Annotated in this window: 13 protein-coding genes and 7 tRNA genes; 3 read left to right on the top strand and 17 right to left on the bottom strand. The window is 57.4% G+C overall.

All coding sequences use genetic code 11. From position 1 onward, the window contains the following. Positions 1–74: 74 nt before the first annotated feature. The 7 genes from dnaB to rnr form a co-directional block, all read right to left on the bottom strand. Positions 75–1460, bottom strand: a complete 1386-nt coding sequence (gene dnaB / locus IE123_RS01905; RefSeq protein ID WP_189514533.1) for a replicative DNA helicase — start codon at positions 1458–1460, stop codon at positions 75–77. Between the two features lie 179 nt (positions 1461–1639). Then, positions 1640–2086 (bottom strand): 50S ribosomal protein L9, encoded by a 447-nt coding sequence (rplI, locus tag IE123_RS01900; RefSeq protein ID WP_189514531.1) that lies wholly within the window; start codon positions 2084–2086, stop codon positions 1640–1642. Positions 2087–2098: 12 nt separating this feature from the next. After that, positions 2099–2950 carry a hypothetical protein gene (locus IE123_RS01895; protein ID WP_189514529.1) on the bottom strand — a complete coding sequence of 284 codons (852 nt, stop codon included), beginning with the start codon at positions 2948–2950 and terminating at the stop codon, positions 2099–2101. A gap of 12 nt (positions 2951–2962) precedes the next feature. Next, positions 2963–3190, bottom strand: a complete 228-nt coding sequence (gene rpsR / locus IE123_RS01890; RefSeq protein WP_086622313.1) for a 30S ribosomal protein S18 — start codon at positions 3188–3190, stop codon at positions 2963–2965. 41 nt (positions 3191–3231) lie between these two features. Beyond that, positions 3232–3639 carry a 30S ribosomal protein S6 gene (gene rpsF / locus IE123_RS01885; RefSeq protein ID WP_086622312.1) on the bottom strand — a complete coding sequence of 136 codons (408 nt, stop codon included), beginning with the start codon at positions 3637–3639 and terminating at the stop codon, positions 3232–3234. 201 nt (positions 3640–3840) lie between these two features. Beyond that, entirely contained in the window at positions 3841–4704 is an 864-nt protein-coding gene (rlmB, locus tag IE123_RS01880) for a 23S rRNA (guanosine(2251)-2'-O)-methyltransferase RlmB (RefSeq protein WP_189514527.1), read from the bottom strand. Beyond that, complete coding sequence (gene rnr / locus IE123_RS01875; protein WP_189514525.1) at positions 4701–7316, bottom strand: ribonuclease R; 2616 nt, start codon at positions 7314–7316, stop codon at positions 4701–4703. The genes rlmB and rnr overlap by 4 nt, the downstream gene beginning before the upstream one ends. 227 nt (positions 7317–7543) lie before the next feature. Here rnr and IE123_RS01870 point away from each other — a divergent pair. The 3 genes from IE123_RS01870 (at position 7544) to IE123_RS01860 (ending at position 7931) form a co-directional block, all read left to right on the top strand. After that, positions 7544–7630: transfer RNA gene (locus IE123_RS01870), tRNA-Leu, on the top strand. Positions 7631–7709: 79 nt separating this feature from the next. Further along, positions 7710–7796 (top strand) — tRNA-Leu (locus IE123_RS01865). 48 nt (positions 7797–7844) lie between these two features. Continuing rightward, a tRNA-Leu gene (locus IE123_RS01860) sits at positions 7845–7931 on the top strand. Between the two features lie 180 nt (positions 7932–8111). On the opposite strand, the gene IE123_RS01855 is transcribed toward IE123_RS01860, so the two are convergent. From IE123_RS01855 to IE123_RS01810, 10 genes are all read right to left on the bottom strand, one after another. Beyond that, the gene (locus IE123_RS01855; RefSeq protein ID WP_229819536.1) at positions 8112–8912 is read right to left on the bottom strand and encodes a DNA/RNA non-specific endonuclease; all 801 of its coding nucleotides are present in this window, start codon (positions 8910–8912) and stop codon (positions 8112–8114) included. Between the two features lie 228 nt (positions 8913–9140). Further along, positions 9141–10691, bottom strand: a complete 1551-nt coding sequence (locus IE123_RS01850) for a SpoVR family protein (protein ID WP_189514521.1) — start codon at positions 10689–10691, stop codon at positions 9141–9143. Then, on the bottom strand, positions 10688–11986 hold the full coding sequence (locus IE123_RS01845) for a YeaH/YhbH family protein (RefSeq protein ID WP_189514519.1): 1299 nt from the start codon (positions 11984–11986) through the stop codon (positions 10688–10690). Before IE123_RS01845 ends, IE123_RS01850 begins: the two co-directional genes overlap by 4 nt. Before the next feature lie 81 nt (positions 11987–12067). Beyond that, positions 12068–13990, bottom strand: coding sequence for a PrkA family serine protein kinase (locus tag IE123_RS01840; RefSeq protein WP_189514517.1), 1923 nt, complete (start codon positions 13988–13990; stop codon positions 12068–12070). After that, positions 13977–14129 carry a hypothetical protein gene (locus tag IE123_RS01835; RefSeq protein WP_189514515.1) on the bottom strand — a complete coding sequence of 51 codons (153 nt, stop codon included), beginning with the start codon at positions 14127–14129 and terminating at the stop codon, positions 13977–13979. Before IE123_RS01835 ends, IE123_RS01840 begins: the two co-directional genes overlap by 14 nt. A 93-nt stretch (positions 14130–14222) precedes the next feature. Continuing rightward, positions 14223–15320 (bottom strand): threonine aldolase family protein, encoded by a 1098-nt coding sequence (locus IE123_RS01830; protein WP_189514513.1) that lies wholly within the window; start codon positions 15318–15320, stop codon positions 14223–14225. A gap of 249 nt (positions 15321–15569) precedes the next feature. Further along, positions 15570–15646, bottom strand: a tRNA-Asp gene (locus tag IE123_RS01825). A gap of 38 nt (positions 15647–15684) precedes the next feature. Next, a tRNA-Val gene (locus IE123_RS01820) sits at positions 15685–15760 on the bottom strand. Positions 15761–15784: 24 nt separating this feature from the next. Continuing rightward, positions 15785–15861, bottom strand: a tRNA-Asp gene (locus IE123_RS01815). Positions 15862–15894: 33 nt separating this feature from the next. Next, a tRNA-Asp gene (locus IE123_RS01810) sits at positions 15895–15971 on the bottom strand. Positions 15972–15998: the final 27 nt, after the last annotated feature.

Here is a 15998-nt window from a genome sequence, read left to right as displayed (position 1 = left end):
GCTTATCAGGCAAAAGGGAAATGGCGCGCAAGGCGCCGTAGCTTGTCTCTATCAGAGCACGCCCGGAGCGTGCCCTACTCTTCGTACTGGCCGTAACTGCCCGGTGCGAGATCCTCAAATCGGGTGTACTTGCCGATAAAGGCCATATGCACGGTGCCAATGGGCCCGTTACGCTGCTTGCCGATAATCAGCTCGGCCAGCCCCTTGTTATCAGGGTTGTCCTTGTTATAAACCTCGTCACGATAAACGAAGGCGATCACATCGGCGTCCTGCTCGATGGCACCGGACTCACGCAGATCCGACATGACTGGGCGCTTGTTGGGGCGCTGCTCAAGCGAGCGGTTGAGCTGCGACAGTGCCACGACCGGACAGTTGAATTCCTTGGCCAGCCCCTTGAGCGATCGTGAAATTTCCGAAATTTCTGCGGTACGGTTTTCCGACATGCCCGGCACCTGCATCAGCTGCAGGTAATCGATCATGATCAGGCCGATGCCACCGGCATCACGTGCAATACGCCGACTTCGCGAGCGCATCTCATTGGGTGAGAGTGCGGCAGTATCATCCACGTAGAGCTGTTTGTCCTTGAGCAGATTGACCGCCGAGGTCAGCCGCGGCCAGTCCTCATCTTCAAGCTGTCCGTTACGCACGCGGGTCTGGTCGATGCGCCCCAGCGAGGAGATCATGCGCAGCATCAGCGATTCCGCCGGCATCTCCATCGAGAAGACCACGACGGCCTTGTCACTGCTGACCACGGCATGCTCGACCAGATTCATGGCAAAGGTGGTCTTGCCCATCGAGGGTCGCCCCGCCACGATCACCAGATCAGAGGGCTGAAGGCCGGAGGTCATGTCATCCAGGTCGCGAAAGCCGGTCGAAAGCCCCGTCATCTGTCCCTTGAGATTGAACAGTTCATCGATGCGATCCACCGCCTTGCTGAGCAGATCGCTCATGCCGATGGCGCCACCGGTCTTGGGACGGGATTCCGATATCTGAAAGACCAGTCGCTCGGCTTCATTGACCAGTTCATCAGCCGTGCGCCCCTGTGGGTTGAAGGCACCTTCGGCCACCTGGTTGGCAGCAGTAATCAGCTTTCGAAGCGTGGCACGCTCGCGCACGATATCGGCATAGGCGCGAATGTTGCTGGCAGAGGGCGTATTGCGTGCCAGCTCTGCCAGATAGGAAAGCCCGCCTACCCGACCCAGTCGGTCATGCGACTCGAGCTCTTCTGACAGTGTCACCACATCCAGGGGTCTGCCTTCTTCTGCCAGACGCGCCATGGCCTTGAAGACATCACGATGCTCGATGCGATAGAAATCATCGCTGACCAGACGATCGGCAATCTCGTCCCAGGCCTGATTATCCAGCATCAGGCCACCCAGCACGGATTGCTCGGCTTCAAGCGAGTGTGGCGGCACCTTGAGTGCAGCGGTTTCCCGATCAAATTCGATCACTTCACTCATGACGACGATCAACCATGTTACGACTACCAGGGAGAGTGATTCAGCGCAGGATCATAGCCTACGCCCGCAGGAAGAACATGTCATGATCTCTTCCCCGCGCAATGACCATTAAAAAAAGGGGCACACAAGGTGCCCCTTCTCGTGCATATCGAGGATATGCACTACGCCATTAACATGGCTTATTCAGCAACAACGACCACGCGAACGCTGGCGGTAACATCGGAGTGCAAACGCAGTTCGATGTCATATTCACCAGTCTGGCGAATCGGGCCAGTCGGCATGCGCACTTCGCTGCGTGCGACATCGATGCCTGCCTGAGCGATGGCATCTGCCAGATCACGCGGACCGATGGAACCGAACAGCTTGCCTTCATCACCTGCGCGAGCAACGAGTGAAAGCTCGATCTCGGACAGTTCTTCAGCGCGGCGCTCGGCTTCGGCCTGACGCTCTGCGGCGTTGGCTTCGAGTTCGGCACGACGCGTTTCGAAGGCTTCGACGTTGGCTTTGGTTGCCGGAACGGCCAGGCCGTAGGGCACCAGGTAGTTACGACCGTAACCCGGCTTGACGGTAACCTGGTCGCCCAGATCTCCCAGCTTGCCGAGCTTGTCGAGCAGAATGACTTCCATCTCGTGGACCTCTTAACGTTGACTGCCGATCAGACGCGTGCGGAAATCCGCAAAGGTATCTATCAGCGCCAGCAGCAGCACTATCACTAACGTGGGCCAGGTGGTCAGCAGCAATGCATAAAAGCCGACCAGCCAGAACCCTCTCATGGACTTTACACCTACCACACCGTGCACCAGGGCAATGCCCGCAACCAGCAGAGGTACCCAGGCCATCAATACAGCGCCTGGAAAAGCACCCAGAATGCCGACAGCAGTCATCAGGACTACACCGGCAAGTTCCAGTTTCGACAGCCGAAAGCCATGGAACTCTTCACGAAAACCGCCAGGGTTATACAGGGCCGCCTGCCAGCTGCGCGCCAGCGCAAGACAGGCGGTTGCCGCCATCATGACCATCAGACCGGTAACGGCCGAGATCATTAACAGGGCCAGCCTTTCGACCGGCACACCCTGACTGGCGTACTGCCGAAGCAGTTCATCGATTTCCGGCGCCTGGGCGCGTACTTCCTCAATCAGTTGCGAGGCATCAGGTGGCGCGAAGATCCCGATCTGGATCAACACTGCCACCACGAGGGCCCCTGCCAACAGGGTTTCACCCCAGCGAAATCGCTCTCTCAGGATAATGGCCATGGCCGTCACCAGCAGAATGGTGGCCAGCGGGATGGCATCTCCCTGCATCCACCACCAGCCTGCCGGCAGCGCTGCTGCCAGTACTACCGGTGATGCCGGCCCAAGACCGCGGCGTAGCGTCACCAGCGCGCTGATGGCAGCAGACAGCCAGAAAAGCCATGGGATCAGTGAGCCCAGCAGCGCCACGCCAATAGCGCGTGGCGTGCTCTGCATTACCCAGCGAGCGAAACCCTGCATGACGTATGCAGCTTACTGGTGGCTATCGGTGTAGGGCAGCAGGGCCAGATAGCGAGCGCGCTTGATCGCGGTAGCCAGCTGACGCTGATAGCGCGCACGTGTACCGGTGATACGGCTCGGAACGATCTTGCCGGTCTCGGTCACGTAGGCTTTCAGCGTGTCGAGGTCCTTGTAATCAATGTACTTCACGCCTTCAGCGGTGAAGCGGCAAAACTTGCGGCGACGGAAAAAACGGGCCATGTCAGTCTCTCCAATGGGTGGATTCAGGCCAGAGCATCAGCTCAGGAGGCAGCTTCGGTCGACTCTTCAGAATCGGAACGTTCGCGCGGACGTTCGTCATCGGAGCGCTCACGACGGCGTCCCTTCTCATCGGCCGCTTTCATCATCGGCGATGCTTCGGTGACGGCTTCAGTGCAACGTACGACCATGTTGCGAATGATGGCATCGTTGAAACGGAAGATATTTTCCAGTTCAGCCAGCGTTTCGCCACTGCATTCAACGTTCATCAGAACGTAGTGAGCCTTGTGGATCTTGTTGATCGGGTAAGCCAGATGACGACGGCCCCAATCTTCAAGACGATGAACGGTACCGCCGTTTTCAGTCACGAGCCCGGTATAGCGCTCGATCATGGCAGGCACCTGCTCGCTCTGGTCCGGATGGACCATGACCACGATTTCATAATGACGCATGGTGTCTCCTTTCGGTTTGACAGCTTCTCGATGACAGCAATAGCCACCATGGGAAGCAAGGAGTTGATAGAAGGGTATTTTTCGTTACAAGGGCAGGACTGAAGCTATCGCTTCGATCTCGTGCAAATGCATTCGGCGGCCATAGCCGCCGCGAAACCGCACAATTGTAGGGAGATGGCCCGCTGCTTGCAAGCAAAAGGATCAATGCATGCGTCGTTGACGCACGGCTTCAAAAAGACAGATACCGGTGGCCACCGATACATTGAGACTCGATACCTGCCCGGCCATGGGAAGCTTGACCAACTGATCACAATGCTCGCGCGTCAGTCGTCGCAGCCCCTTGCCTTCGGCCCCCATGACCAGCGCGGTAGGCCCGCGCATGTCGACATCATGAATGAAGGCGTCTGCTTCACCGGCAGCACCCAGTACCTGCACGCCAATATCCTTCAACCGCGCCAGCGCTCTGGCCAGATTGGTGACCTGATAGACCGGCACGCTCTCCGCGCCGCCACAGGCAATCTTTCGCACCGTGGCATTGAGCGGTGCCGCACGGTCCTTGGCCACCATGACGCCAATGACGCCGGCCGCATCAGCCGAGCGCAGGCAGGCGCCGAAGTTATGCACATCGGTCACCCCGTCGAGCACCAGAAGCAGCGGTGCCTGATCGGCCTTCGCCTCAAGCTGCCAGAAAAGCGACGCTTCATTGTCGGCCACCAGCGGCTCACAAAAGGCAATAACGCCCTGATGGGCCCCTTCGGCAACCTGGTCAAGCACCTCACGTGGCTGCAGTACCAGGCGAGCCCCCAGAGCGCTCGCCTGCTGCTGAATGTCCGCCAAGCGCTTTTCGGCCTGCCCTTCCTGCACCCAGAGCTCTGCCGGCACCTGCTGGCGCGCCAGCAGGGTTTCAACGGCGTGCACGCCATGCACGGCATCCAGCCCCCGAGGAGCCACGGCTCTTGCACCCGAAACACCTCGACGTTTGCCGCGGCCCGACTCATTTTGTCGTCGGGCATCCCGGGATTTGCTGGCGCCCTGTTTACTGCCGCGCTGATGATCACCCTTCATGACTTCTGACGACCCTTCCCAGTATCACGCTTGCCCTTGCCGGCACCGCTTTTACTCCTGCCCTTGCCTTTACCGGCATCAGGCTTGTTCTTGCCAGACTCACTACTCTCGGCACCGGCTGACTTGTCGCTGCGCTTGCGAGGCTTACGTGCCGCCGCGTCTTCTTCAGCCCTTAACGTATCAGTTGCCTTTGTTGCGCCGCTTTCAGCCACCTTTTCTTCACGGCGACGCAGGCGCTCCTTTTTGCCCGGGCGGGACTTGCGACGCTTTTTGCTCGGCGTCTCCGCAGCGGCAGGTGCCGTGCCATCACCAGTTGCGGCATCGGTACCGGGCTTGCGTATGCGACGCCGGGACTGGGGTTTTGCATCGGTCAGCATGAAATCGATCTTGCGATCATCAAGATCAACGCGGGCAACCTGAACGGTGACACCATCACCCAGACGGTAGGTCACGCCGGTGCGGTCTCCCCTGAGCTGATGCCGCTCGGGTTCAAACTGGTAATAGTCAGAAGGCAGGTTGGTAATGTGTACCAGCCCCTCGACGAAATGCTCATTGAGCCGAACAAACAGACCGAACTGGGTCACCGAGGCAATCGCGCCTTCAAAGACGTCACCGACCTTGTCGGCCATGAACTCGCACTTGAGCCAGTCCTCGACATCACGAGTGGCTTCATCGGCGCGGCGCTCGGTCATTGAACAGTGTTCCCCCATGGCGACCATCTGCTCAAAATTGTACGGACACCAGCGCTGCGGCTCGTTGTCTGGCGCGCCTTCCACACGCTGGACGTTGGACGAATCACGCTGACTGCGGATGACCGAACGGATGGCGCGATGCACCAGCAGGTCGGGATAGCGTCGAATCGGCGACGTAAAGTGCGCGTAGGCAGCGTACGACAGCCCGAAGTGCCCTTCGTTATGCGGCGAATAAACCGCCTGATTCATGCTGCGCAGCATGACCGTCTGGATAATATCGGCATCCGGGCGATCATTGATCACTTCACGCAGATTCTGGAAATCCTGTGGAGTGGACTTGCCCTTCTCGCCGCTGGCGCCCAGTGTCAGACCCAGCTCTCCAAGGAAAGCACGCAGCGTTGCCAGCTTTTCGTCAGAGGGCGAGGCATGGACACGATAGAGTGCCGGCAGCTTGTGCTTTTCCAGAAAGCGCGCGGTCGCCACGTTGGCAGCCAGCATGCATTCCTCGATCAGCTTGTGCGCGTCGTTGCGGGTACGCGGCACGATACGCTCGATCTTGCGCTGATCATTGAAAACGATCTGGGTTTCTGTCGTCTCGAAGTCGATCGCCCCGCGCACGGTACGTGCCTGACGCAACGTCTGATACAGCCCATGCAACGCTTCCAGCGGCTTGACCACATGCGCGTATTCGCTGCGCAGGGCCTGACCTTCCTCGCTGTCGGCATCTTCCAGCATGGTGCCAACCTTGTTGTAGGTCAGCCGCGCATGCGAGCGCATGACACCTTCATAAAACTTGTATCGGCTGATCTCGCCACGCTGCGAAATATTCATTTCACAGACCATGCAAAGCCTGTCGGTGTCCGGGTTGATCGAGCACAGCCCGTTGGACAAAATTTCCGGCAGCATGGGCACGACCTGCCCGGGGAAATAGACCGAGTTGCCGCGCTGCCAAGCCTCGCGATCCAGTGGCGAATCCACCTCGACATAGTGCGAGACGTCGGCAATGGCGACGATCAGCTTCCAGCCGCCGGACTTCGTCTTCCAGGCATGAACGGCGTCGTCAAAATCCCTGGCATCTTCGCCATCAATGGTCACCAGCGGCAGTTCACGCAGATCAACACGATGGTGCTTGTCTTCCTCGCGAACCTCTTCACTCATGTCGCGAATCTGATCAAGCACCTCTACCGGGAATTCGGCAGGGATATCATGCTCGCGAATGGCGATGTCGATTTCCATGCCGGGGTCCATGCGTTCGCCCAGCACCTCGGTGACCTCACCGATGGGCTGCTGGCGCAGACCGGGCTGCGTGGTGATGCGCACCTCGACCACCTGACCATCTTCGGCGCCGTTGGCTGACCCTTCCTCGATGATGATTTCATGGGCAATACGGCTGTTCTCGGGCACCACCACGGCAATATCGCTGCCGCGCTTGCGATACAGTCCGATCAGGCTGGGCGTATTACGCTCCAGAATCTCGTTGACGCTGGCCTCTTCCCGGCCGCGACGGTCCTTGCCGCTGACACGCACACGGACACGATCACCGTCAAAAAGACGCCGCATTTGGCGAGGCGGAATGACCAGATCCGGTTTTTGCTTGTCATCACGCACAAAAAAACCAATGCCATCGCGATGGCCTACCACGCGGCCATCCAGCAATAGATCGGGATCGATGATTTCGAAGGCCCCGCTTTTATGACGCAGGATCTGTCCGTCACGTTCCATGGCAGACAGGCGACGGCGAACCGCCTCCAGGCGATCCTCATCCTCGATGCCCAGCAACTGACTGACATGCTCATGCGTGATCGGCTTGCCATGCTCGGTCAGAATCTGTAGCAGGTATTCACGACTGGGGACCGGGTTGTCATATTGACTGGCCTCACGTTCCGCCTGCGGATCGTCGGCTGGCGTCCATTGACTCATAGATTGCTTCCCTGAAATGGTTGTCTTGTGATACCGGGCAAGATGGCGAGCAGCGGGCGCGGGATGATGTGATGTCTTGTCTTCATGATCCAGATTATAGCGGTCTCGACAGGACGACCCAAACCCCTTTATTAACCTGAAAATATTGCGGCATCTAAAAAAATGCCTTTTTGCAGGCCATTACCTCTTGCATCGCCCAAAAAATTGCGTATTATTTCGGCCCACCTGCCCGGATGGCGGAATTGGTAGACGCGCTAGCTTCAGGTGCTAGTGACCGTATGGTCGTGAAGGTTCAAGTCCTTTTCCGGGCACCATCTCAAAATAGTCGAGACGGTGAAAAGACAGAGACATTGCCCTGTCTGATTCAGGTAAGTGCAGTACAGCATGATCAACGCCCGGATGGCGGAATTGGTAGACGCGCTAGCTTCAGGTGCTAGTGACCGTATGGTCGTGGAGGTTCAAGTCCTCTTCCGGGCACCAGTTGATCAGGCATCGCTTTCATCACAGTCTCAGGACTGCTGACACCCTGCCCGGGTGGCGGAATTGGTAGACGCGCTAGCTTCAGGTGCTAGTGACCGTATGGTCGTGAAGGTTCAAGTCCTTTCCCGGGCACCATGTTTTATCCTGCTTTCTCCCCCTATTGATTTGTTGTGCCGGTCTTTCCTGATCGCTATTTCCGGCTACTTTCTCCCCCATGACGCATCGGCCTCGCTGTGTGCTCTGGCGTTTTCAGCATGCCTGCAATTCTGATACTGCCACGACACCGCCTTATGCCAGCGCCATGACAGGCTCCCATTAAAAGCGGGCAGGCTGTCGCGCCACACTTTCAAGTCCCCAGCCCTGCGTATCGATTCCTGACTCCAGCTGATCGGCAATATCGTCGGGCAGTTCACTAAAAAAATTGAACCCGGTGCGGGCCTCGATGTCATTGACGCTGACTAGAAAACGATCGAGTGGCTCATCACCACGCACATTTTGCGGCACGATAAAGGCAAGCATTTTTGGCGGCGTGCTGGCGTTACCCGGCGCTACAATGATCTTGTAAAAGGCATCCGGAATTTCGATAAACGATGACATACGCTTGATGGGGTCATCGAAGATGGGGCCGGTGGTCACCCAGATGGTGCCAAACCGCGCGGCAAAATGATCGATGACCACCTCTTCCAGTCGCTGCCATACACGCCGGTTGAGATCGGGTTTTTGGGGCGATATGTTGCTCATCTGAAAGGTATCGAGCTGTGCCTGACGACCATGGACGGCGGCGATCGCGTAATTGGGTGCCTGATGACCGCGGTCATAGCCACTGCCGGTATAGTCATCAGAGCTTACCGGCCAGAGCGTGCGCCAGTCATCGCTGAAATGCCCGGGACGCGACCCGATGGAGGGACGATCCACCCGATCCAGGCGGTAAACGGTCCAGAGTGGATTGGCCCGCAGATCCGACCACCCCGTCAGGAAACCATCGTTTCGCAGCGTACGATTGAGCGTTTTCCACTCATACCAGACCTCGGCCTGGGGCGTCCCCATCCAGCTCATCTGTTCCCAGTACGTACGCTCCTGGTAATACCAGAGCCCATAGAGGACCGCCGTCGTCATGAGTCCTACGCCGCTCATGCGCCTGAAACGCTTTAAAAGCCCTGGGCGTCGCCGCGCCATATCCATCCCCTGCCACTTTATTTTCAAAAACCACTGTATTCTCAAAGTCGCCCCTTCAGGCGGCGGCGAGTATACCTCAGTCAATAGCAGGCTGCTGATATAACACGAAAAAACGGGCCACAAGGCCCGTTATGCATGACAGCGTACAATACGTACAAGAAGGTCCGGTTATTCGAAATTCTGTGGCCAGTGATGCGTATCCACTACCTCTCCCGCCTCGACCACTTCCAGCACGATGGGAAACCCCCATAGCTGATAAAGATGATGCATGACCGATGAAAATGATGCTTCCAGCCCGCGCCGCTGTGTTCGTTCGTGACGCAGCACCAGTGAGCGGTCGCCATGAATCCTGGCCGCCCAGACCTGAATATCGGGCTCCCTGTGACTCAGTGAGTACTGGAGTGACAGCGCCTCGCGAATGCGCTTGTAGCCACGATCATCATGAATGGCCGAGATTTCCATCATGTCATCCTGATCATCATCAAGCAGGGCAAAAAGTTTCATGTCCCTGATGACCTTCGGCGACAGGAACTGCTGGATAAAGGATTCATCCTTGAAGTTGCGCATGGCAAAATGGACCGTGTCGAGCCAGTCGCTGCCGGCCATTGCCGGGAACCATGCTCGATCCTCCTCGGTCGGAGCAGTACAGATACGCTGTATATCGCTGAACATGGCAAATCCCAGCGCGTAGGGATTGATGCCGTTATACCAGTGACTGTCAAAGCCTGGCTGCGCGACCACGGCCGTATGCGACTGCAGAAACTCCAGCATCACCCCTTCATTGATCAGCTTCTCATCGTAAAGGCGATGCATGATGTTGTAGTGCCAGAAGGTGGCCCAGCCTTCATTCATGACCTGCGTCTGACGCTGCGGATAAAAATACTGCGCGAGCTTGCGCACGATGCGCACGATCTCTCGCTGCCAGGGGGCCAGCAGCGGCGCGTTCTTTTCGATGAAATAGAGCAGGTTTTCCTGGGGCTCGGAGGGGTAGCGTGGACGCTCATGCAATCCCAGCACATCATCGGTGCCCTGGGCGGCATCCACTGCGCGCAGTTGAGGAATGGTGCTCCAGAGCGTATTGATCTGCTGCTGCAGATAGCTTTCACGTGCCTGCTGACGACGCGCCTCCTCTTCGGCCGAAATGGGAGAAGGTCGCTTGTAGCGATCCACACCCTGATTCTGCAGTGCATGACAGGCATCCAGCAGCTGCTCGACGGCCTCAACGCCATGGCGCTCTTCACACTCGCTGACATAGCGACGGGCAAAGACCAGATAGTCGACAATGGCGGAGGCATCGGTCCAGGCGCGGAAGAGGTAGTTGCCCTTGAAAAAGGAGTTGTGGCCATGGCAGGCGTGCGCCATGACCAGAATCTGCATCATCAGGGTATTTTCTTCCATCAGATAGGCGATGCAGGGGTCGGAGTTGATTACCAGCTCATAGGCCAGTCCCATTTGCCCTCGCTTGTAGGCCTGCTCGACAGACAGAAACTGCTTGCCGAACGACCAGTGACTGTACCCCACCGGCATGCCAATGCTGGAGTAGGCATCCATCATCTGCTCGGAGGTGATGATCTCGATCTGATTGGGATAGGTCTCCAGGCGATATTCGCCGGCAATGCGCGCGATCTCGCGCTCATAATATTCCAGATCGTCAAAGGACCAGTCCGACCCCTGGCCCAGAAAATCCTCATCATGCGTTGGCCTGTAGGATGTGCTCATGTGCGAGCCTCCTGACCGCTCTGGCGGCTTTTGAAGAGTTCGCGAAACACCGGGTAGATATCACCGGCCTGAACGATCTGTCGCATGGCAAAACGCTCGGGATAACGATCCTGTACACACATGTACTCGTCCCAGAGCGCCTGGTGGGCGTGCGGGGTGATTTCGACATAGGCGTAATACTGAAGCCTTGGCATCAGCGTGTCCGAGAGGATCTGCCGGCACTGCACGGAGTCGTCATCCCAGTTGTCGCCATCGCTGGCCTGCGCCACATAGAGATTCCACTGCGCCGGGGAATAGCGCGCCTCGATGATCTCATCGAGCAGATGCAACGCACTGGAGACAATGGTGCCGCCTGTTTCCCGCGAATAGAAAAAGGCTTCCTCATCCACTTCCCGCGCCGACGTATGATGGCGGATAAACACCAGCTCGACCCGCTCGTAGTCGCGCTCAAGAAAAAGATACAACAGCAGAAAGAATCGCTTGGCGATGTCCTTGTGGTTCTGGGTCATGGAGCCCGAGACATCCATGACACAGAACATGACCGCCTTGTTGGAGGGCTGAGGCTGATCGGTCAGATGGTTGTAGCGCAGATCATAGGTATCGATGAAGGGCACGGCTTCAAGGCGTTTTTCCAGCCGCTCGATCTCATCTCTGAGTTCACGCACCCGCCCGGGATGACGCAGCACCGGGTCCTTGCGCTCTTCTTCTTCCAGCGCCTTTTGCGCCTCCAGCAGAGCGCGTCTGATGGGCGCACGCATGGCGATACGCCGGGCCTGCGCCTCGCGCATCGAGCGCACGATGTTCATGCGGGCAGGCACCCCCTGACGGGACAACCCGGCACGCACGGGTCGACGCTCTTCCATATCGGCCAGCTGCTTTCGCTCCAGGTGCGGCAATTCCAGCCCGTCGAAGATAAAGCTTAAAAACTCGTCCCGGGAAAGTGTGAAGGCAAACTCGTCCATGCCTTCCCCCTGGCTGGAAGCACCACCTTCACCGCTCCCCCCGCCCCCACCGCCGCCGTGAGGGCGACGTATCCGGTCCCCCTCGGCGAACTCACGATTGCCCGGACTCACCACGGTGCGTCGCCCACCCTGCCCGTGACGAAAGACAGGCTCGGATATATCCCTTCCCGGGATGCTGATCTTCTCGCCGCGCTCCATGTCGGTAATCGAGCGTCGATTGACCGACTCCTCCACGGCGCGCTTGATGTGCTTTTGATAACGTTTCAAAAAGCGCTGTCGATTGACCGCGCTCTTGTGTCGGGCGTTGCTGCGCCGATCGATGAAATAGCTCACGTCACCACCTCCTGCAGACCGATCGAACCGGCTGCCCCTTGTCAGGGTGGGAATGGGCGCCGGCTGACTGGCGCCAGCCGCTTATTGGGACTTGCGTACGCGCAGATACCACTCCGAGAGCAGGCGCACCTGCTTTTCGGTGTAACCGCGGGCCACCATGCGATCGACAAAATCCTCGTGTTTTCTCCGGTCGTCGTTGGAAGCCTTGGCGTTAAACGAGATGACCGGCAAAAGCTCTTCGGTGTTGGCAAACATCTTGTGCTCGATCACGCCCTTGAGCTTTTCATAGGACTGCCAACCGGGGTTGAGGCCGTCATTTTGTGCCCGGGCGCGCAACACAAAGTTGACGACCTCGTGACGGAAATCCTTCGGATTGGAAATACCGGCCGGCTTTTCGATCTTCTCGAGCTCTTCATTGAGCGCCTGACGATCGAGCAGCTCTCCTGTTTCCGGGTCACGAAACTCCTGATCCTGAATCCAGAAATCGGCGTAGGTCACGTAGCGATCAAAAATGTTCTGACCGTATTCGGAGTAGGATTCCAGATAAGCGGTCTGGATCTCCTTGCCGATAAAATCGACATAGCGCGGGGCCAGATATTCCTTGATAAAGCGCAGGTAGCGGTCGTGCACTTCACGTGGCAATTGCTCCTGCTCGAGACGCTGCTCGAGGACATACAGCAGATGCACCGGATTGGCGGCCACTTCGCTGGAATCGAAATTGAATACCTTTGAGAGAATCTTGAAGGCAAAACGGGTCGACAGCCCTTCCATGCCTTCATCCACGCCGGCGGCGTCCCGATACTCCTGAATCGAGCGGGCGCGGGGGTCGGTATCCTTCAGATTCTGACCGTCATAGATGCGCATCTTGGAGTAGATGCTGGAGTTTTCCGGCTCCTTGAGCCTTGAGAGCACCGAAAACTGCGCCAGCATCCGCAGGGTATCCGGCGCACAGGGCGCCTGTGACAGCGAGGAGTGCTGCAGCAGTTTTTCATAGATTTTCATCTCCTCGGAGACGCGCAGCGAGTAAGGCACCTTGACGATATAGACCCGGTCCAGGAAGGCCTCATTGTTGCGATTATTGCGAAACTGCTGCCACTCGCTCTCGTTGGAGTGCGCCAGAATCACGCCATCAAAGGGAATGGCGCCCATGCCTTCGGTCGGGTTGTAGTTACCCTCCTGGGTGGCGGTCAGCAGTGGATGCAGCACCTTGATGGGCGCCTTGAACATCTCGACGAACTCCATCAGCCCCTGATTGGCGCGGCAGAGCCCGCCCGAGAAGCTGTAGGCGTCCGGGTCATCCTGGGAAAAGAGCTCCAGCTTGCGAATATCGACCTTGCCCACCAGCGAGGAAATATCCTGATTGTTCTCATCGCCCGGCTCGGTCTTGGAGATCGCGATCTGATTGAGCCGGGAAGGATAGACCTTGACGACCTGGAATCTGGAAATGTCGCCGCCGTATTCGCGCAGACGCTTGGCCGCCCAGGGTGACATGACGCTGCGCATGTAGCGTTTGGGAATGTTGTATTCGCTTTCCAGCGTGTCGCCGTCTTCCTCGGCACTGAAAAGCCCCAGCGGTGACTCGTGAACCGGCGAGTCCTTGATGGCGTAAAAGGGAATCTGCTCCATGAGCGCCTTGAGGCGCTCGGCAATCGAGGACTTCCCGCCCCCGACCGGCCCGAGCAGATAAAGAATCTGCTTGCGCTCTTCCAAGCCCTGCGAGGCATGGCGGAAATAGGAGACAATCTGCTCGATGGCCTCTTCCATGCCATGGAATTCGGCAAAGGCGGGATAACGACGAATCAGCTTGTTGGAGAAAATACGGGAAAGACGAGGGTTTTTGGCCGTATCAATGACTTCCGGCTCACCGATGGCCTTGAGCATGCGCTCGGAAGCGCTGGCATAGGCAGCAGGATCGTTGCGACAGAGCTCCAGATACTCCTGAAGGCTCATTTCTTCCTGCAGGGTGCGCTCAAAGCGATGCTGCACATGATCAAAGATGCTCATGAACTTCTCCTTGAGTTGCGACGGTGTGCCCTGCCGTGCGCACGCTCGTCATTTCCGTAAAAATCAACCAGCCACTGCGGTACTCCCACTCATCGAAGGTATTGTCACGCTTTAAAATAAAGATGGTCAGTTGGGCCAATCCGGAGACATTCCGGGCGACACTGTTGATCGAATCAGAAGACGCGGCATGAGGAAGGGCCGCGCCGATGTCAGGAAAGATGTCTTATCAATATCACTGTTGGTCACGTTGTACCAGTGCCTGACGAAGGTCGGTCACCAGCGCATCGATCAATGCTTCTGAAGTATTCCAGCTGCACACAAAGCGAACGCCGCCCTCCCCTATGAAGGTATAAAACGTCCATCCGCAATCGCGCAAGTACTGTTGTGCCGTGATGGGAACTTCCAGAAAAACACTATTGGCCTGCACCGGAAACATGACATTGACGCCTTCAATATCATGAATACCTTCGACCAGCCGCTGTGCCATGGCATTGGCGTGGCGCGCATTGACAAGCCAGGTATCGTTTTCAAGAAGGCCCAGCCAGGGGGCGCTGACAAAGCGCATCTTGGAGGCCAGCTGGCCGGCCTGCTTGCAGCGATACTCGAAATCGCGCGCCAGCTCATGGTCGAAAAAGACGATGGCTTCACCAAAGGCCAGCCCGTTTTTAGTGCCTGAAAAGCAAAGCACATCCACGCCGGCCTTCCAGGTCATTTGTGCAGGTGTCACATTCAGCGAGGCACAGGCATTGGCAAAGCGGGCGCCATCCATGTGAATCTTGAGATCGTGCTGGTCGGCCACCTCGCGAATGGCCTGCAGCTCATCGAGTGAGTAGAGCGTGCCCACTTCCGTAGCCTGGGTAATGGAGACCACCCTGGGCCGCGGATAGTGAATGTCGTTGCGCCGCGTCACGACACGTGCAATGCCCTCGGGCGTCAGCTTGCCCATGGGGGTATCTACCGGCAGCAGCTTTGAACCGTTGGAAAAGAATTCCGGCCCGCCACATTCGTCGGTTTCGATATGGGCCAGCTGATGACAAATGACGCCGTGATAGGACTGACACAGGGAGGCCAGTGCCAATGAGTTGGCAGCGGTCCCGTTGAAGACAAAAAATATTTCGCAGTCCGTTTCAAAAAGCGTTCTGAACCGACTGGCTGCGCGCTCGGTCCAGACATCATTGCCGTAGGCCAGATCATCCTGCTCATTGGCCTGCAACAGATAATGCATGGCCTCGGGGCAAATGCCCGACGTATTGTCGCTGGCCAGAAAGCGGGGGGAAGCAATGGAAATATCGCTGTTGGCGACAGTATTGCCAAAACCAGAAGTCGTCATATTGAGGTCAGCCTGCGGCTTATTATCGGTTTGCCGATCGAGGATCACCCGATCACTGGCATAACGGATAAAGCATGCAGCGCGCAGAGAAGGCTGGCAAGCGGGTATCCTGTAAACCGGGACCAACGACAGCATAAGGTCATGGTATACGGAATGAAGCCTGGTTAGAGCCGATCAATATGCAGAAAGAGTATTTGGTACATCAGGAGAGGATACTGCGGGAGGAGTACAACGAATGTTTCAAGCAAATGGCGGACTGGACGGGACTTGAACCCGCGACCTCCGGCGTGACAGGCCGGCATTCTAACCAACTGAACTACCAGTCCGCATACGCTTGCAACATTATATCATCCCGAGAGGATGATGGTGGGTGGTACTGGGCTCGAACCAGTGACCCCCAGCTTGTAAGGCTGGTGCTCTTCCAACTGAGCTAACCACCCGGCAATACAACACAACGATTTCGATGGCGGACTGGACGGGACTTGAACCCGCGACCTCCGGCGTGACAGGCCGGCATTCTAACCAACTGAACTACCAGTCCACTTGTATCGAAATATCACTGATGCCAGGAAAATGGCGGACCGGACGGGACTTGAACCCGCGACCTCCGGCGTGACAGGCCGGCATTCTAACCAACTGAACTACCGGTCCGCAACCCTGATTACAGCAACATGACCT

Source organism: Kushneria pakistanensis, from assembly GCF_014652795.1.
GTDB classification, from domain to species: Bacteria; Pseudomonadota; Gammaproteobacteria; order Pseudomonadales; family Halomonadaceae; genus Kushneria; species Kushneria pakistanensis.
Note: the sequence above shows the minus strand (reverse complement) of the source record. Positions and strands in the feature narration are given on the sequence as shown.